The following is a 17578-nucleotide window of genomic DNA, read 5'->3' as shown; positions in this document are numbered from 1 at the left end:
TGTATTGAAACCCAAGGTGTGTTTAAAACGCTTTATGTAGACAGAGCTGGTATATTCGGCGGGCCAAAGCGTTGCAACTTCTCTCAAATGCAACGCGCCTGTGAAGAATTAGGTATTGAAATAATTTTTGCTAATTCACCACAAGGTAAGGGGCGTGTTGAGCGTGCGTTTGATACCTTCCAAGACCGACTTGTGCCGGAGCTTAGGTTAAATAATATCAATGATATTGCTGGGGCTAATGCTTACCTTAAACATGTCTTTATTCCTCAATACTGGCAAACTAAAATACAAGTGAAATCGAAACAACGTTCTGAGTTCACACCATTATCAAAACACACCAACCTAGACGATATCTGTGTCATCAAAGATCACCGTAAAATACGTAATGATCATACCTTCAGCTATGACAACAAATTTTACTTGATTGATTCACCGCTCAAATACTCGATTGCCAATCAAAAAATAGAAATTAGAAAAACGAGCAAGAAAGAGTTTACTGCTCACTTCGCTGGACGACAGCTTAAAATATCAGAGGTAAACGAACCAAGTAAACTTGCATCAGAAGACTTGGCTGTACAGAAAAAGCTTGAAGTATTAGCGCTAATTGAGGAGCTTGGAAGTGTCAGTGCAGCCTCACGTCAAAGTGGCGTATCGCGAGATACTATTCACCGTCACTTAAAGCTGGTTAAGCAAGGAGGGGCTGATGCTTTAAAACGTCAAGAGACTCCAAACCTGCGACATAAAAATTGTGTAGATCAAGCGATAGAAGATGCGGTTGTGCAATTCTCAATTGAGCATCCACATCTTGGTCAACAGAAAGTCGCAATGAAGCTGACTGAGTCACTTGGTGTTGATATTAGTGCAGGTGGTGTGCGCAGCATGTGGCTTAGAAATAACTTGAACACTACCGCACTGAGAGTTGAAAGATCGCAAGTGTTACAAGAAACCGCACAAACTGTAGCCAGTTAAATAACTGGCTGGTATGCTATTTACGTCAAAGTCGCTCGGTAATTAGACCGACATAATCCCTTGGTAATCACACTACTACATGAAGCCTACTACATGAAGCCGCATACTTACTTTAATTCATTTAAGCTTATTGATATGGCTTCTTCTTTAAAGCGTCCAAAAATATTAACAACTTGTTCGTAAGAGCGAGCTAAAAAGTGTGGTTCATTTTGCTCTGTAAGGTATGGACTGATAAGTACTCTATCATGAGCTTTTGGGTCGGTTATGTGAATTTTAGGTTTTAGATGCTTAGCATTTTTGTCACCGAAAGTAACTGTATCTGAAGTAATTGCTGTTGCATCATTTTCAACAGGTGGTTTCATCTTATCAAACTTAACAACATCCGCCTCAAAAGGAACGTCTTGCTTAACGCGATAAGCGTATTCCAAGAGCTTCGGCTGTGCAGGCATATACATAATAGCATTTTGACTTTTAGAGGGAGTAATTCTAAGAATTCGACCTAAAATTTGTCTAAAGTGCATTTCTGTTTTTATATTTGTTAAATGGCAGCATACTTGAAGTCTTGGAATGTTTGTACCTTCGCTGATCATACCTACCGAAACAATCCATTTGCAGGAGCTGTGTCTGAATCGTTGAATAATTTCAGTGGGTTCACTTTCCCGATAAGTAACAACAGCACATTCATCGTTAAGGTGTGTTTTGAGTATGTTTGCGATGTTTTTTGCATGTTCAACTGAGCTGGCAACAATTAAACCGGCAGCGCTAGGAGAGGATAAACGAATATTGTTTAATTTTTTTTGTGCCGATGAAAGTATGTATTTAATAACCGCTTCATTTTCTATGACGCTTTGGTAGGGCACTGCAGATTCAGATAATAAGCTTTTGAAGCTATTAAATGTTTTAGTTTCCTCACCTTCAACAATAGAAATGTTGTTATTATCAACGGCGACAATTTGAGGTACTCTGCAAATACCGTCTTTAATCGCCTCAGTAAGGCCGTAGATATAATCACAAGAAATTTTATTGCTAGGATATAAGTAGTTTGAAAGAACAATTGGCGCAGTGTCAGACCGCCAAGGAGTTCCTGTTAGCGCCAATGTATAAGTAGCTTTGTCTTTAATGTTTCGTATTATTTTTTCACCCCAAGCGTTAGCATTTTCGATGTTTGAGCCTGCACAATGATGAATTTCATCAAAAATAACAAACACACGAAAGCGAGTAAATAATTGCCAAAAGGTTTTATCTAAGTGTTGCAAGCTTTGATAAGTAAGTGAGCGCCCTTTAGCGCCCAAAAGCCCGTCAAAACGCTCTTTGGTTATTAATTGTAGGCTGTCACAAAAATCATTTGCGACGATAGATGCTGGAGAAAAACATATAACTAAATCAATATGTTTGCTCACTAACATCTGGTTTGCTAACTCAGAGGCCATAATGGTTTTCCCCGCTCCTGGGGTAGCCAAAGCTAAAAAATGTTTTTGCCCATCTAGGTACTTATTGAGTGCCAGGTTTATACATTCAGATTGCCAAACTCTTAACTTCATGTGCTTTGCTGTTTCTCTTGGTTAATTAAGCTTTCTATGGCTTTAATTTTTCCTAAAGTTTTAGTGTTATTATCTCTAGCTTCGTTGTACTTATATTGAATTTCAGTGACTAATTCTGGGAATTCATCATAGAGTTCCTTATAAGCTTCCGTTTCTCCGAGGTTTAACAATAACTCGGCTTTATAATGATTTAATTTAGTCGTTAAAGATTGTTTAATGTCATTACAAAGAGTTACTTCCTGAGAGCTATCAGCGATGTACTCTATTAGTTTTTGAACATCAAATAGCTCAGTTTTAACAAAGCGGGTGCCTTTTTTATTACTAGATGATCTCTTCCTTAACCACCCTTTATTAACAAGCTTTAGAAGCTCAGCGTACAACTTCCGTCGAATTATTACAGGGTCTAAAAAAGGATCTTTACTGATAGCGATATAAGCAGATCTTACATCACTTGTTGTAAAGTTATTAAAGTTGGGAGCTTTAATTATTTGAACTACCAAATTGTCTATTTTCAAAAGAAATTCCAAGCTACGTTAATCAAAAAACCAATTGCTCCGAAAGCGGAGCAATTCTAGGTCTTTTATTTGTGACAATCAAGCTCCGCTATCGGAGCAGGCTAGTTCATGAATATTATTGGTAAGAACGTGAGAGTAATACGGGAGAAGCTTGGCTGGACCCAAGAACAACTAGTGGCTAAGTGTAATCTTAATGATTGGCAAATTAGCCGAAGCACTTTAGCTAAAGTTGAGGCTAATGTTAGAAGGGTGACTGATATTGAAGTTCTTAAATTGTCGATAGCACTTAATGTTCCTATTAGTGATTTATTTGATACATCGCATGATTGTGATTAACGAAGTGGGTTATGAAATTGAGTTCAGTGATTACTTTACTTTGAGTAAATTAGTCAGTAAGTTTCAATCTTTATTGTCTTCAATTTATAGATTTCAGTTTAAATAGTTCAATAAGTTTCAATCTTTAATGTCATAATTTACGTTAATCCAAACTGCTTAATAAGAGTTTTGAATGAGAAAAGTTTTAAACTTTATTGTCTTGCGACACCTGTTGTCATATCCAAACTAAGTTGGAAAGTTATAAACAAAGATGGAAAGTGACAAACAAAGTTGGAAAGTGAAAGGGCTCAATGAGCCCTTTTTACCCTACAATAAAAATATTAAACTTGCCCACCCACACCTTTGAATTTTTCAACAAAAGCGGCAATTTTCTGAAAAACCGTTTGCTTCTGGGTTCGGTACTGTGGGTTCAATGGGCTAAGTTTGGGCAGCGCCTCATTAAGTGCAGTGCCATTTTCAGAGGCGTACTCACGTTTGAGTGATGACGCAATATAGTGTTTGGCAGCATCGATATTGAGCTTTTCAGAGGCAATAATGGCATCGGCTTCGCGCTTCTGCTCCGCCTGGGCGAATTTGAAGAAAGCGTCGATTATGCTGGCTTTGTCATTGATCTCATCTAGGTTTGTCTGGTTAATAAAATCAACCACCAAGCTTTCTTTCGCTCTATTGCCAAGGCTACCGCGGATCATACGGCGGACTTCTTCAATCAAGCCTTCTTTGCTCTTGTTCTTCTTATTGTGATCAAAAATCAGTTCAAGAATGTAATCGAGGTTTATTTCTTGGGATTTAAGCAAATCAATTTCAAAGACCACATCGTCCCAGTCTACCGTTGACGTATCTTTGTCCTGACCTTCTTTATCGCGTCGCAACCAGTCGCGGGTATCGTTGTAGGTAGAGCGAAAATCTTGAATAGCACGCTCACTTGGCATATCGATGGTTTGCATTGCCTCGATGTCAGCATCATCCAGATAGTATTTTGACTTGAACTCTTCAACAGCTTGTTCATCACTGGTATCTAAGCTTTGCAGTGCTTTCAAGCCAGCAAATTCATCGTAGTTTTGTAAAATATTTTCTGCTTTTAGGTATTCACCAAACAGCTTGGCAAACTCTTTTTTATCTTGTTCTTTTTCAATATTTTCTGGGTTTGGAAAACGTTCTTGCAGCTCTTTGACGATATCAACAAAACCTCGACGCGCCTGCCCAGTAGCAATATCGTTAAAACCTTCCATGTATTCTTTGTAGCTCTTCTCCAACACTACGTTTCTGGTGTTTTTGTCACCAAACAAGGTGATAGCATCAATGGTTGCCTGCTCTAAGTCCCGGAAGGTAACAATATTGCCAAAGGTCTTCGTTGCATCATAAATGCGATTGGTGCGAGAAAACGCCTGCATCAAGCCGTGATAGCGCAAATTCTTATCAACAAACAAGGTGTTGAGCGTAGGCGCATCAAAGCCAGTTAAAAACATACCAACCACTATGAGCAGATCTATTTCTTGATTTTTCACTCGCTGGGCAAGGTCACGGTAATAATTCTGAAAGCCATTACTGTCAACGCCATAGTTAGATTTAAACATTGCGTTGTAGTCAGTGATTGCGGCGTTCAAAAACTCTTTTGCGCTGCTGTTCATAGCACTGACTTCAAAGCTCTCATCTAAAATATCACCAATGGCGTCCTGCTCTTCATTGGCTGCAAATGAGAAGATAGTCGCAATGCGCAGAGGTTTACTTGTAGGTCCATTCTCAGCGTCGGCTTGCAATGTTTTGAAGGTTTCATAGTAGGCTTTCGCTGCATCAACACTACTTACCGCAAGCATGGCGTTAAACCCTTTGGCACCAGAATAGGCCCGATGCGTTTTCTGGTTAAAATGGCTCAGAATATACTGCGAGATTTCACTAATGCGCATCGGGTGTAAGAACGCTTTCTTGTTCTCTGCGGCACTTAGCTTCTTCTCATCCTGCTCAGTCTCAATGTTCTTAAATTGCGGACGAACATCGTTGTAGTCCACTTTGAACTTGAGTACTTTTTCATCACGAATAGCATCAGTGATCACATAAGTGTGCAACTGCTGGCCAAACACGCTGCCCGTGGTTTCAGCACCCAACGCGTTTTCAGGGAAAATTGGCGTACCGGTAAAACCAAACTGGTAGTACTTTTTGAATTTCTTCTTCAGGTTTTTCTGCGCCTCACCAAACTGGCTTCGATGACACTCATCAAAAATAAAGACAACTTGCTTGTTGTATATAGCTAAATCGCTTTCGCTTTTGATTAAGTTGTTAAGCTTTTGGATAGTGGTAACGACAATCTTGTTATCGTCTTTATCCAGGTTACTCTTAAGCCCTGCGGTACTGTCTGAACCGTTCACACTATCAGGCGAGAACCGCTGATACTCTTTCATGGTCTGATAGTCGAGGTCTTTTCTGTCCACCACAAAGAAGACTTTATCAATACAGTCTAAATCGGTGGCCAAACGTGCTGCTTTAAAGCTGGTGAGTGTTTTACCTGAACCAGTGGTGTGCCAAATGTACCCACCGCTTTCGGTGTTGCTCCAATTCTTAGCATTAAATGCGCTCTTAATCTTCCATAAAATGCGCTCAGTGGCCGCAATCTGGTAGGGGCGCATTACAAGTAAGGTATTGCTGACGTCAAACACCGAGTAACGCAAGATCACTTCAAGCAAGGTCTCTTTCTGGAAAAAAGTGGCGGTAAAGTCTTTTAAATCCTTGATCAGCGTATTGTCAGATTTTGCCCAGTTCATAGTGAAGTCGAAGCTGTTTTTGTCTCGCTTCGTGGTATTGGCAAAATAGCGCGTGTCGGTGCCATTAGAGATCACAAATAGCTGCAAGAACTTGTACAAGGAGTTTTCAGCATTAAAGCTTTCTTTGCTGTAGCGATGTATTTGGTTAAACGCCTCACGGATCGCCACACCACGCTTTTTCAGTTCGATTTGCACCAAAGGCAAACCATTGACCAAAATCGTCACATCGTAACGGTTGGCATGGCTTCCCGTTTGCTCAAACTGTTTAATCACCTGCACTTTGTTACGCGCAATGGTCTTCTTGTCGAATAGGTAGATGTTTTCGATATGGCCATCATCAAAGACAAAATCGAAGATATAGTCACGGTGCACCTTGCGAGTTTTATCAAGAATATTGTCGCTGGGTGTGTTTAAGTATTGCTCGCAAAATCGGGCCCACTCGGCATCGGTAAACTGGACCTTGTTGAGGGCTTGTAGCTGCTTGCGCACATTCGCCAGCATGGCCTCTGGCGTCGTTAACGCAGGTAAATACTCATAGCCCTGGTTGCTTAGGTCCTGAATCAGCTCACGTTCTAAATCACCTTCGCTCTGGTAGCCTTCAGCAATTTGGTCTTGGCGTGTGTATTTATCTAAAACAATGTAATTTTTAGACTCTGCGATTGCTTTGTATTCTGCCATATCTATTCCTAAGCCTGTGTTCCTTGTTGACTGCGCATGCCTTTATAAATATTGTCTATCTCTTTCACTAAAAACTTAAAGACGCGCTTATGATCTTCTTCGACTTCGGCCACTTCATGGCCTGCGTGTTTTGCATGGTTATATAAATTAATCACCCGTGCATAGGGGTTTACTTGCCCCTTGGCCCTATTACCTTTGACACCGGGCAACAACTCACCCCATTCTTCGTAACCCAAAAACGTTGAGGTTTTTTCGAGTACATTTCGCAAAAAATTAAAGTGGTATTTGTGGATATCGCCTGAGTCTGCCGCTTTCATTAACTCATTTTTTAAATGCAGGTGATACGAAAAAGGCGAATCATTTTCTTGCTCAATCAGGTCATGTTTGCCATCATCGAGCTTGCGCAAAAAGAACTTGGGTGCTCGATTAAACTCGTTATGCAAAACATTATAAAAAAGCGGATTATGAGTGGTGATGATGAACTTAAGACCAGAAATAGCGAAATCACTCGACTTAATTAAGCGTGCTAAATCAACAGCCAACTCTATTAGATGGTTATCATCTAACGAGCTCACTGGGTCATCAATAAACACATATTGTAATTGGTTAAACTGGTCTGTTTCGCGGCCAGCATCCTCAGGTACATTTAAGATGCTAATCACTTGTTCGAGCAATGAATAAAAAATACTCCAAATAAAGTTACTTTCTTCACCCTTTGATATTTTAATTTTTCTATCCGGTTCGTCATCGCCACCTTGATGTGAAAACGTCACCTCAGAAAAGGCTTTGACGGTAACATCTTTTCCATCTTTGTCTTTAGACTGGTATTGCGGATTAAAGCGTGGCGTTAGTTTATCGTTGGCATAGCGCTGGAACGTGCTAATCACGTTCATGTCTTGCCCTTGCTCTTGCAAAATCCAATCGGTAAACGTATTGGGTTGGATTTTTAGCTTCGGCTCTGCATCAGCATCTAAGTCGTTATCCCAGTAAAACAAGTCTTCCGTAAACGCGTTGTAATACAAAATCTTATGGCGCGAAAGTGGCGCTTGCTCTGCATCGTCAATCGCATCTTGCCCATCGTCCTTTGGCGCGATGAGCTCTTTAAATTCGCCCGACAAACGCGTTTTACCTGTGCCATTAAAGGCATAGATTAACTGCACTTTTTTATTGTTGTCTCTAATAACTTTCGCTATTTGTTTTAAACTCTTACTCATCAAAAACACCTATTTAGCCAAGTCAAATATCGACAATAAATAGTGTTTATATTGCTTACTCCTTGCATTAAGCTCTTCATTAAGCTCTTCATTAAGCTCCGTAAATTTATCCAAAATTTCTACGATTCTATTTTGTATACTTAATGACTTTTCCGGATTTTCAGGACAAGGTATTGGAATTTTCTTAGCTGAAAAATTACTTATCCATTGTCGCTTATGATCACCATCAACTAGATCACTTGGCAAAGTATTCAACCAAAAGTAAATATATTTAAGAGAATATTTATTACCATCTTTTGAGGTTATCATCTTCATTGCTGATGACTTTGCCTTAAAGTCAAAGTTCACCCATTTGTTAGCTGTAGTAAAATCATCAAAAATTATTACTGGGCTTTTGGACGCTTGGTAGATACCGTCTGTTTCGTCCGTGTAACCTAAAATAAATGTTTTTCCTGCGGTTAATACCGGAGTGGAGTATGTATCACTATAATTAGTTGTCTTTACTAGGTATTTAGTTGGCTGTTCATATCCAGCTACGGTTCCCAATTCTAGATATTCGAATCCTGCACCACTAAGGATTTCAGTCATGAATTTTTGCTGTCCAGTAGATGCGATTTCTTTAACTATTGAATTAATATCTTTACGAAGTTGCTCGATTTTAGAAACTGTACCTTCAAGATTATTATTTAACTCATTAATATCTATATCTTCACGGTTATTTTTGGTTTCCACATAACTACTTACCGAAAGGTTGTAGTTATTGCCAGATATGATGTCCAACTCAACAGATTCAGCAAAGTGACCCACATTTTCTTTGCTGGCAAAGACTTTGATAATGTCTTCGATATGCTGATCAGTCAGTACGTTATTATTGGTTTCTTTTTTAAACAGGCCGCTGGCATCGATAAACTGGGTGGTAGTGTCGGCTTTGTGTTTAGATAGCACCAAAATATTCACGGCAATAGTGGTGCCAAAGAACAGGTTAGGTGCCAGTGAAATCACGGTTTCAACATAGTTGTTATCTACTAGGTACTTACGAATTTTTTGCTCAGCGCCGCCACGGTAAAAAATACCGGGGAAGCAGACAATGGCAGCACGACCTCTGCTTGATAGGTAACTTAGCGCATGTAATACAAAAGCAAAGTCTGCTTTTGATTTAGGCGCAAGCACACCAGCGGGCGCAAAGCGGTCGTCGTTGATTAGGGTTGGGTCGTCGCTACCAACCCACTTCACTGAATAAGGCGGGTTAGAGACAATGGCATCAAAACCTTTGTTATTTTTTTCTTCTAAAAAGTGTGGTTCGGTTAAGGTATCGCCCAACTGAATATTAAACTTGTCGTAGTTAATGTTGTGCAAAAACATGTTCATACGCGCCAAGTTGTAGGTGGTGTGATTAAGCTCTTGACCAAAAAAGCCATCTTCAATGATATGCGCATCAAAGTGCTTTTTGGCTTGTAACAGCAACGAGCCCGAACCCGCCGCAGGGTCATAGATTTTATTCACACTGGTCTGGCCGTGCATGGCCAGCTGCGCGATCAGTTTTGATACGTGCTGAGGCGTGAAAAATTCGCCACCGGATTTACCCGCATTGGCGGCGTAGTTTGAAATCAGGAACTCGTAGGCATCACCAAATAAGTCAATCTGGTTGTCTTCAAAGTTACCCAAAGTTAAACCTGCCACGCCTTTTAACACAGCAGCAAGGCGTTTGTTTTTCGCCTCCACCGTATTACCCAGGCGATTACTGGTGGTGTCGAAATCCGCAAACAAACCTTTGATGTCTTGTTCTGAATCATAACTATTGGCTGAGTTTTCAATGTTAGCAAAAATAGCAGCTAAGTCGGTATTTAGGTTGTCGTTTTTGTGTGCATTGGCTGCGACATTACTGAACAGTTGGCTAGGGTAAAGAAAGTAGCCTTTGGTTTTAATGGCGTCTTCTTTCGCCAGTTTGATGTTTTCATCTTCATCAGACATGGCTGCATAATTAACGCTTTCATCACCACCTGTGATGTAGTTGACAAAGTTTTCACTAATAAAGCGGTAGAACAGTGTGCCTAGTACATATTGTTTAAAATCCCAACCATCCACTGAGCCGCGCACATCGTTGGCAATCGCCCATATTTGGCGGTGTAGTTCGTTACGCTGTTGTGAGCTTGTCATTTATATATTCCTATTAAACTGATACTAATACATGTCATTCGACAGGTATGAAAAATTCTAATTTGGGGTACAATTTGCGCGTTTAAGCTAAATTCTGTTGGTATCCAACCCCGCAGCTTTAAGCCTGATGGTTAAGTTACGCATTTTGCTGAACTCAGTTCCTAAACTTTGTTTAAGCCCAACACCTTCACAGAACTCTTTTGAGGTGATGTGCTTTAATTCATCCGCGTATTTGATCATTTGCAGGTGCAACTCAGCCGTATACTGATTGCGTGGTGCATCAGCGAGTGCCAATTTTATTTGCTCAAAAATTGTTTGTTCAGACATGATCAAGACTTCATTTTTATCATTTAGCTAAATTAGCTAATTTAGCAACAACATGCAAAGACTATCGTCAGAGGATCTAACTAGCGGTTATTTTATGATCGTGAATATGTAAATTCCTAGCATCTCAACAACATAAATGTTGTTATTTCATCATAAATTGAAAATTTTTTAACCTTCTAACATACTGAGTTTTTAATAAAAACAATGATTATGTTTTGTAATTCAGATAGTTAACGACTTTTTGTAGATCCATTTAGATCCTTATTTTGCTATAATTTGATCACGTAAAAACTGCTAATGATTCAAGGATTGAATCTGGTTTTACAGTTTCCGTTTCAATTTGGAGGTAAAGCGGATGGCGAACTATGTTCAAAATACAAGGAAGTATCAAAAATGGGTTAAAGAAGGTCGTGGGCAAGGCCGTAATGAAGATTACAAGCCATGGTTGCATGTGCGTGAAGTGCCATCGCACGGCTTATCTGTTCGTATGCCCAGTTTAAAGGCAGGCCGTGTTCTACAACTCTTTTCACTCAATGAGTTTTTCCCAGCGCTCTTAGCTGAACATCACCCCAATGTGGTTGATATACGCGAGCAGTTTCCGTTAGATCCTGAAAAAACTCGTGCAATTGCCAATCAGAAAAACTTTGCACATTCTCTGTCGCAAGACGGTGATATGGTTATGACCAGTGACTTACTCATTGATTATGCTGGATGGCGTGTCCCTCGTATCGTTATTCAGGCAAAACCGCTTGAGGAAGCTGAGCAAAATGAAGCCACTAGACGAAAATTGATTATCGAGAAAGCGTATTGGGATTCGAAAAATGTCCCATTTTATGTTTTCCATGACCAAATGTTTCCTAGGGATGTGAGAAAGAACTTGAATTGGATGCTGAATCCACTCTGGCGGACCACTCCTCATGAAAGACTCTTATATCTCGCGAATTACTATGCCGAAGCATTTAAGCGTTACCCTAATGATTTACTTGGACATATAGCAACTCGCTTGAACAGCCAGCTAGCTGAAAACGATCCTCGCTATAGTGCACCAGCCACATGTTTCACAGAAATTCGAGAGCTCATTGCCAAACAGTATCTGCGCTTTGATTTGCGTAAAAAGATTGTTTACTTACGTGGCCATGACATTTTTCTGGATCATCGCATTCTTGAGCTTAAGGAAGCGGCATGATTTTACGTAAAAATGCAGTGTATGAAGTCGAAGGCGCTCGCCAGCGGGTCGTATCCGTTCTTTCTGCCCGTCTAGTGCTATTTAATATTGATGACCCTGAAAAGTCGTTGCCTTACTTGTATTGTAAAGACACTTTTATTGATTTGTTGAACGAAGAGATTATCACCCAAGTTGATGATCCGTTCGCTCAACTCGCATTAAAACCTGTAGAACCAGGAAGTAAGACCGAAATAAAACGTGATGATCGATTTCAGGTTATTCGTGCACTCGTTCAGCACGACCGTTTTTACGACCCTGTTGTAAGGGGGAAATTAGTCGCACAATCTAAGAATGAGTTTGGGCGAGGTGAAAAGTTTATCTACAAGTGGTTTCGACGCTATTTTGAGCGAGGCTGTGTTAAGAACGCCTTATTAGGCGACTATGAAGCTTGCGGTGTTGCAGAGCGAAGATACAAAGACAAGACTGGCCGTCCAGGCAAAGGAACTCGACATTCTGAAGCAATCATTCAAGATGAAGTGGAGGAAATCGTTAGGTCTGTTATCAAGGCTCATTATTTAGATAATTCGAAGACAATTCCTCAGATATACAAGCATTTACGGACCATACTGTTTGACCCACCTCATTGTTTTCCTGGTAGTCACATTCCCAGTAGGGCGCAGTTTCGTAATTTCATTAAAAAGCATTATTCTGATGTGGGTTCTCAGCTCAGCCGACTTTCTAAAAAAGTCCAGAATAATGATGCGCAGCCAATCACATCAACAGCCATAGCAAATGTCAATGGGCCAGGCTCTCGATACGAATTTGACGCGACCATCGTTGATATTTATTTGACATCTGATTATGACCCTTCGCGAGTTTTGGGTCGTCCTACACTTTACTTGGTTGTATGCACATATTCTCGCATGATTGCTGGCTATTACATTGGCTTTGAAGAGCCGAGTTATCATGCTGCTATGCAGGCGCTGATATCGGCGATGAGTGATAGCAAAATTAAGCGAGCCCATGATTTAGGTTTAGATTGGGTAACAGCTGACATTTGGCCAACGATTGGGCTCTGTGAGGCAATTGCTGCCGACCGGGGTGAGTTGATGGCGGATCAAATGGAGTACTTACAAGGGCAGCGTGGAATATCACTTGAAACTCCAGGCCCTTACAAAGCGGTTTTTCGACCTATTGGAGAAAGATATTTTGGGATTGTACAGGGAGGCTTTAAAGGCCAAGTTGATGGGGTTGTAGTTGGTAGCAACGTTAAAAAGCGGGGTGACCTTGATTATGTTGAAAATGCCAATATGAGTTTGGCTGCCTTTGAACGTATTTTAATCGCCCTTATTGTTCATCATAATCAGTTTGGAGATTTAAAGCGCACAGATTTACCCGCAACATATCCTGATGAGGTTGCACTAAAACCGTTGAACATTTGGCAATGGGGCCAAGAAAACTGTACTGGATATATGCAGCAAATTGATGAAGTTGAGCTGAAGGTGGCTTTGTTACCTAAAAAAGAAGCTACTTTATCCAATTATGGTTTGAATATTTATGGCCTTTTTTATCGTTGTAGAACGTTTGAAGAATTAGGTTGGTTCCACCGTAAGGGGATCGGGGTCAGCAAGCGCCCCAATAAGCTCACTGTTGCGTACGACCCGCGCTGTATGGATCGAATCTATATCGTAATTTCTGAGCATAACGACAAGCCCTTAGTCGCTGAATTATCAGAGAAGTCCGAATCGTGGAGAGGGCAGTCGTTGCATGAGATAAAACTTCGTAAGTCTGTTCGCGCTATAACAGATGAAGATACTAAGGACTCAGAAGATCAATCGCTTAGCAATCTTCAACGCCTGTTTGATGAAACGAATAAAACGCAACGAGATGCCAAGAAAAACTCAACCCCTATCGGTATGTCAAAAACCGAACGTAAACGCGGAATTGAAAACAATCGAGCTGAGGCATTGCAGGCTGAACGAGCTAACAACCCATTAATAACGTCACCAGACGAACAAGGAGTTATTTACACCGAACGACACACACCTTCAGAGTCAACGGATGACTTTGAAGACCCTGATATTTTAGAACAACTTCAGCAAAGGAGCTGCTATGAATGAAATCTTTCACAATACTGAGCAAGGTAATTTGTTTGGTAATCCACCGGTAAAATTACCAAGCGCGTTAATTGATATTGAAACTAACCCACTTATCCAAAAACTACCAAAACTTACTGGGGCAGCCATCTTGGACTCATTGCAGTCGCGTATCCATCACATTCCTGATGTTGAGTCTTTGGCAGATATGGACTTGCAAGATCGAGAGCAATTCATTCGCTTAGTTCTGACCGACTTTTATCACCCGTCAGCGCAGTTTGTCGACCTGACACGTCGTCTTTTAAGCATGATTGCTAGAGGCTATTCGACTAAATCCATGAAATACTACTCAGGTCATGAAAGTAGCCATAGAAACTCGATCTCAAACTTATTGGTGCTGTCTCATCCCCAAAATGGTGTTACATGCACGTTAGAAAGGGCTCTATATGCAATTCCGCAAAGGGTTGAACACCTAGAACACCAGAGTACTCAGGTATGTTACATAAGACTTGATGCGACGTCTTGCTCTTCGCCCCAGAGTTTTTACCAAGCATTAATTCGCCAATTTGCGACGGTACTTCAAAGCCAGCAATTAGAGCGGTCTTTGCTTTTGCTGGGAGAACGAAAACTAAAAGACCATGTTAGAGCCCTTATGAAAGTAAACCTCTTGGGGATGTTGGTCATTGATGGGATTAACTGTATAGATAAGCGTCAGTTTATTAACAAGGTGATGCCGGCAGTTACAGAGCTTTTAAATGAATGCAAGGTACCATTGGTCCTGGCCGGCAGAGCATCTGCACTTGAGCACCTTCTCTTTAACAATGACCAACTTGGTAACAGTGCTAATTTCGATGTGTTTTCGTGGAATCCGTTAAAACTAGAGTGGAATGAACAGCGCCAATTGAAGGTCGCGTCACTTGAGAATTGGCATAACTTTGCAAGAGATCTTTGGAATAAACAGCTTCTTAGCGACAAAGAATCATTTACGGAAGAGAAAAGCTTGAAGTTACTTGAGCTTAGCGGGGGTCTTATGGGACTTGCCTCTCGCATATTCTCCGAAACACTAGTGACTGCAATGTATGCAAAAAGGGATGAAACAACACTGAAAATGTTTGATGCGGTTGCAGATAAATTGGTGAAGCACCTTAAACCAATGACAACGGCGATCCAGAGTAATGACATAGAGTTAATGGCTAAGTATGACGATTTGATGATGCCTGGGATGGAAGAGTTACTGATTGAATTTCGTAAGACGAAAGCAAGGAAGCGCAACTTATCTTATTTCAGTGCGCCGAGGGCGGAGCATAAAGTGTTACTTTTTAACATGCTAACCCAAAGCTCTATTGGTAAGAATTTAGCCCGCAAAGCGGTGTTAGCAATTTTTCTTGAGCACCCAGATATGGTGATTTCGGATATGGTAACCGCAGCTAAAGAATGGATCTTTAGTATGGACAGCAAACCAGCCAAAAATACTGGACGCAATGCAAATCGACGTAAGGAGTTAACGCAGGAGGAAAACGAGGAACTCGACGAATTGCTTCATTCCACATGGTGTATGGATATGATGCGCGAACAACAGTTCTTAGATTAACTAGTTGCGGCAGAGGGTTAATATGTTAAACATTCCTTATCCTCTGCCTGACGAATTAGTCTGTAGCGTTATAGCTCGTGCACAAAGACGTTTAGGTATTCACAGCCCAAAATTCGCAAATGAATATTTGCTGAGTAATCGTAATATTATTGCCACACCTGACCTACCATCTCAGCTAGGGCTGTTCTCGAATCAATTAGAATATCAGCCTGTAACCTCAATTGATTTGGCATATCGACATACCTTGCTACCACTTTATGCACCATTTATCGAAGAAGAAAGGCGGCAAAAATGCCTAATGTGGATGAAACGAAAATGTGATGGCAATGTTCATTTCACGGTTGGATGCGCTGCATCTAGATTAAATAAACCCGAGTTCCTACGCTATTGCCCTTATTGTGCGAAGGAGCAAATTAAAGAGCATGGGGAAGCTTACTGGCTTCGTATTCATCAAATACCGAGCATTCATATCTGCATTAAACATCAAAGCTCGTTATCGAACGTAAATAAGCGAGTTCAAAAGATACACAGGCATGCGTTTCAAACGTTAAGAACTCAAGAAGAATTGAGTATTAGCGAGGCAACTTCTGCTCACGTTGAAGTACAAGCTCGTATAGAGAAGCATGTTTCAGTACTTCTTAACTTAGCACCGGCGACGAGTCCATCATTTAATCAATGGTCTAATTTTTATCAAAGTGTTTTACATGAAAAAGGCTATGGCAAAGGACAATATGTTTGCTTTGATAAAGTTATGGAACAGGTGGTATCACGATGGCCTATAAATTGGCTTAAAAAGGAGAGTCTCTGGCTGTTAAACAAACAATCGAGCTGGCTGCATTCAATTATCCGTAAACACAGAAAGTCATTTTCATTCCTTGAGCACATTGTACTGCTTGATACCATTTATGAAGGGGCTTGGTCGATGGACTCAATTTTGAAGCAAGTGCCTTCGACTGAGGAGATACCAAATAGTACGCATATCTACATGAGTCCTTTGGATGATTCAGTTGTTCATATTAACAAATCTAAATGGTTAAACCTGGTCAAACGTTATGGTACCAAATTGGCCAGAATAAACGGTGGCGGCGCTATCTACACTTGGTTATACCGTTACCATAACAAGTGGCTANCTTAAGACAAATAGCCATTATCAACGGCCAATTCAGTATAAAAATAACCGAGTCAACTGGCAGGCAAGGGATTGGCGTATCGTTCGTGCAATGTATCGGATTCTGTATGATTCAGAGGCTGACTTAGATTGTCCTAGACGTTCAGCCTTGTGGTTCATTCACCAACTAGAACACTCGGCCACAGTCCAGAAACAGCTAGCCAAATTACCATTAACTGCCGCATTTCTAGAGCGATATGCCGAAGACACGGCGGATTACCAAATTCGTCGGCTAACTCGAACTCTATCGAAATATAGCTCACAAATGCCCCCAGTTTGGAGACTTTTTCGCGAGTCAGGTTTGAGTGACGAGCGGATTACTGCTCAAGCAAGAGAGTTTATTGAATGTGTTTTGTAATGAGGTGTTAACGTGGATGTATACGAAGTTGAATTACAGTTTAGTGTCGGAGACCACACGCTATCAATGGATGAAATTGACGACAAGCTATATAAAGGCGGATTTGATGACGCATTGGTTGGCCATGGTTGTAAAGGTCGAGTAAGCATTGCATTGAGCCGTCAGGCTGCTAGTGAAAAAGAATTAATCGGTAATACGCGAGTATTAATAGAGAAAATCTTTCCCCAAGCGACTTGGCTTACGATGAGTAATGGAGTGGATTATGGCAATAAACAAAAACGCTTAGATATTGGTGTATTAATGGAGGGCTTAGTAAATATTGATGTGAAAACGAGCCGCGGGTTTGTCGATGTTCCTGAAAACAAGGATGCTTTACACCTAGCGCGGTATTTTGGTGGGGATTTACTCCAAGCAACTGCAAACGGATTAAGTATGCAAGACGTAATTAATAATCTAGGTATCACTGAAAAGTATTTTATGACGTTATTAGTGAGAAGGAGCGTATTGACATGGCTTTCGCTAAGAAGCCTGAGATTATGGCAGGCATGCCATTCGAGTTCTGGTTACGAACTCAAAAAAATTGATAAATGAAGTTGGGCTAGATGTTATCTTAGATATTTGGATTTACAGCACAATAAATTGATAATTCGCATGTAGTGACAAAAAGAAATTTTAATGTATGCTACTTTAAGAAGGACTTTATAAAA

At 40.6% G+C, this 17578-nt stretch carries 13 protein-coding genes and 1 pseudogene; 7 read left to right on the top strand and 7 right to left on the bottom strand.

Annotated features, from left to right (window positions below; translation table 11 throughout):
* Positions 1 to 969 (top strand): helix-turn-helix domain-containing protein (locus L650_RS0104680; RefSeq protein ID WP_164835541.1); only part of this gene is annotated, 969 nt, incomplete at its 5' end.
* Positions 970 to 1076: 107 nt separating this feature from the next.
* Here L650_RS0104680 and L650_RS0104675 read toward each other — a convergent pair.
* Positions 1077 to 2510, bottom strand: a complete 1434-nt coding sequence (locus L650_RS0104675) for a DEAD/DEAH box helicase (protein WP_029772368.1) — start codon at positions 2508 to 2510, stop codon at positions 1077 to 1079.
* Positions 2507 to 3025, bottom strand: coding sequence for a hypothetical protein (locus L650_RS0104670; protein WP_029772367.1), 519 nt, complete (start codon positions 3023 to 3025; stop codon positions 2507 to 2509). Before L650_RS0104670 ends, L650_RS0104675 begins: the two co-directional genes overlap by 4 nt.
* A gap of 129 nt (positions 3026 to 3154) precedes the next feature.
* Between L650_RS0104670 and L650_RS0104665 the strand changes: the two genes are divergently transcribed.
* A complete protein-coding gene (locus L650_RS0104665) occupies positions 3155 to 3361 on the top strand; it encodes a helix-turn-helix domain-containing protein (protein WP_223230531.1) in 207 nt (68 codons plus the stop codon).
* 320 nt (positions 3362 to 3681) lie between these two features.
* Here L650_RS0104665 and L650_RS0104660 read toward each other — a convergent pair whose 3' ends face one another.
* From L650_RS0104660 to L650_RS0104645, 5 genes and pseudogenes are all read right to left on the bottom strand, one after another.
* Entirely contained in the window at positions 3682 to 6795 is a 3114-nt protein-coding gene (locus tag L650_RS0104660; protein ID WP_029772365.1) for an HsdR family type I site-specific deoxyribonuclease, read from the bottom strand.
* An 8-nt stretch (positions 6796 to 6803) separates the two neighbouring features.
* Positions 6804 to 8009 carry an AAA family ATPase gene (locus tag L650_RS0104655; RefSeq protein WP_029772364.1) on the bottom strand — a complete coding sequence of 402 codons (1206 nt, stop codon included), beginning with the start codon at positions 8007 to 8009 and terminating at the stop codon, positions 6804 to 6806.
* A gap of 9 nt (positions 8010 to 8018) precedes the next feature.
* The gene (locus L650_RS24755) at positions 8019 to 8597 is read right to left on the bottom strand and encodes a restriction endonuclease subunit S (RefSeq protein ID WP_317450479.1); all 579 of its coding nucleotides are present in this window, start codon (positions 8595 to 8597) and stop codon (positions 8019 to 8021) included.
* Positions 8598 to 8621: 24 nt separating this feature from the next.
* Positions 8622 to 10166, bottom strand: a pseudogene (locus tag L650_RS0104650) (type I restriction-modification system subunit M); the annotation flags it as partial.
* An 87-nt stretch (positions 10167 to 10253) separates the two neighbouring features.
* Entirely contained in the window at positions 10254 to 10493 is a 240-nt protein-coding gene (locus L650_RS0104645; protein WP_029772362.1) for a hypothetical protein, read from the bottom strand.
* A gap of 355 nt (positions 10494 to 10848) precedes the next feature.
* Here L650_RS0104645 and L650_RS0104640 point away from each other — a divergent pair, with 355 nt between their 5' ends.
* The 5 genes from L650_RS0104640 (at position 10849) to L650_RS0104615 (ending at position 17462) form a co-directional block, all read left to right on the top strand.
* The gene (locus L650_RS0104640) at positions 10849 to 11679 is read left to right on the top strand and encodes a TnsA endonuclease N-terminal domain-containing protein (protein WP_085065427.1); all 831 of its coding nucleotides are present in this window, start codon (positions 10849 to 10851) and stop codon (positions 11677 to 11679) included.
* A complete protein-coding gene (locus tag L650_RS0104635) occupies positions 11676 to 13778 on the top strand; it encodes a Mu transposase C-terminal domain-containing protein (RefSeq protein ID WP_029772360.1) in 2103 nt (700 codons plus the stop codon). The genes L650_RS0104640 and L650_RS0104635 overlap by 4 nt, the downstream gene beginning before the upstream one ends.
* Positions 13771 to 15345 (top strand): TniB family NTP-binding protein, encoded by a 1575-nt coding sequence (locus L650_RS0104630; protein ID WP_029772359.1) that lies wholly within the window; start codon positions 13771 to 13773, stop codon positions 15343 to 15345. The genes L650_RS0104635 and L650_RS0104630 overlap by 8 nt, the downstream gene beginning before the upstream one ends.
* A 22-nt stretch (positions 15346 to 15367) precedes the next feature.
* The gene (locus L650_RS0104625; protein WP_029772358.1) at positions 15368 to 16480 is read left to right on the top strand and encodes a TnsD family Tn7-like transposition protein; all 1113 of its coding nucleotides are present in this window, start codon (positions 15368 to 15370) and stop codon (positions 16478 to 16480) included.
* A gap of 403 nt (positions 16481 to 16883) precedes the next feature.
* Positions 16884 to 17462, top strand: coding sequence for a hypothetical protein (locus L650_RS0104615; protein WP_029772356.1), 579 nt, complete (start codon positions 16884 to 16886; stop codon positions 17460 to 17462).
* The last annotated feature ends 116 nt before the right edge of the window (positions 17463 to 17578 follow it).

The sequence above is a fragment of the Pseudoalteromonas sp. TB51 genome (assembly GCF_000498055.1).
GTDB lineage: Bacteria > Pseudomonadota > Gammaproteobacteria > Enterobacterales > Alteromonadaceae > Pseudoalteromonas > Pseudoalteromonas atlantica.
The sequence above is the reverse complement of the archived record's forward strand: the minus strand, read 5'-3'. Positions and strand labels throughout refer to the sequence as shown.